The sequence below is a fragment of the Pauljensenia sp. UMB3104 genome, from assembly GCF_030217285.1.
Taxonomy (GTDB): domain Bacteria; phylum Actinomycetota; class Actinomycetes; order Actinomycetales; family Actinomycetaceae; genus Pauljensenia.
The window spans coordinates 1-218 of record NZ_JASONN010000687.1; the positions used below are offsets into that span (position 1 = coordinate 1).

Annotated in this window: 1 pseudogene; it reads right to left on the reverse strand. The window is 65.6% G+C overall.

The features are described 5' to 3' along the window. Window positions 1-218 (reverse strand): annotated as a pseudogene (locus QP415_RS13285) (ISL3 family transposase); the annotation flags it as partial.

The following is a 218-nucleotide window of genomic DNA, read 5'->3' on the forward strand; positions in this document are numbered from 1 at the left end:
CGCCACACGTGTTCATCCACGCCAATGACACGCACGCCTTCATACCGGGTCGGGTCGTTGATCAGTGAGCGCTCTCCTTCGGCCAGGACAGCAGTGTTAGCGGTATTCCAGGACACGCCCAGGGCCTGGGAGATACGCGCCACCGTCACATGATGAACGACCACGCCCGTCAGCGCCCAGCGCACCGCCGCACGCGAGAGCTTGGCGCGCGGATCGGC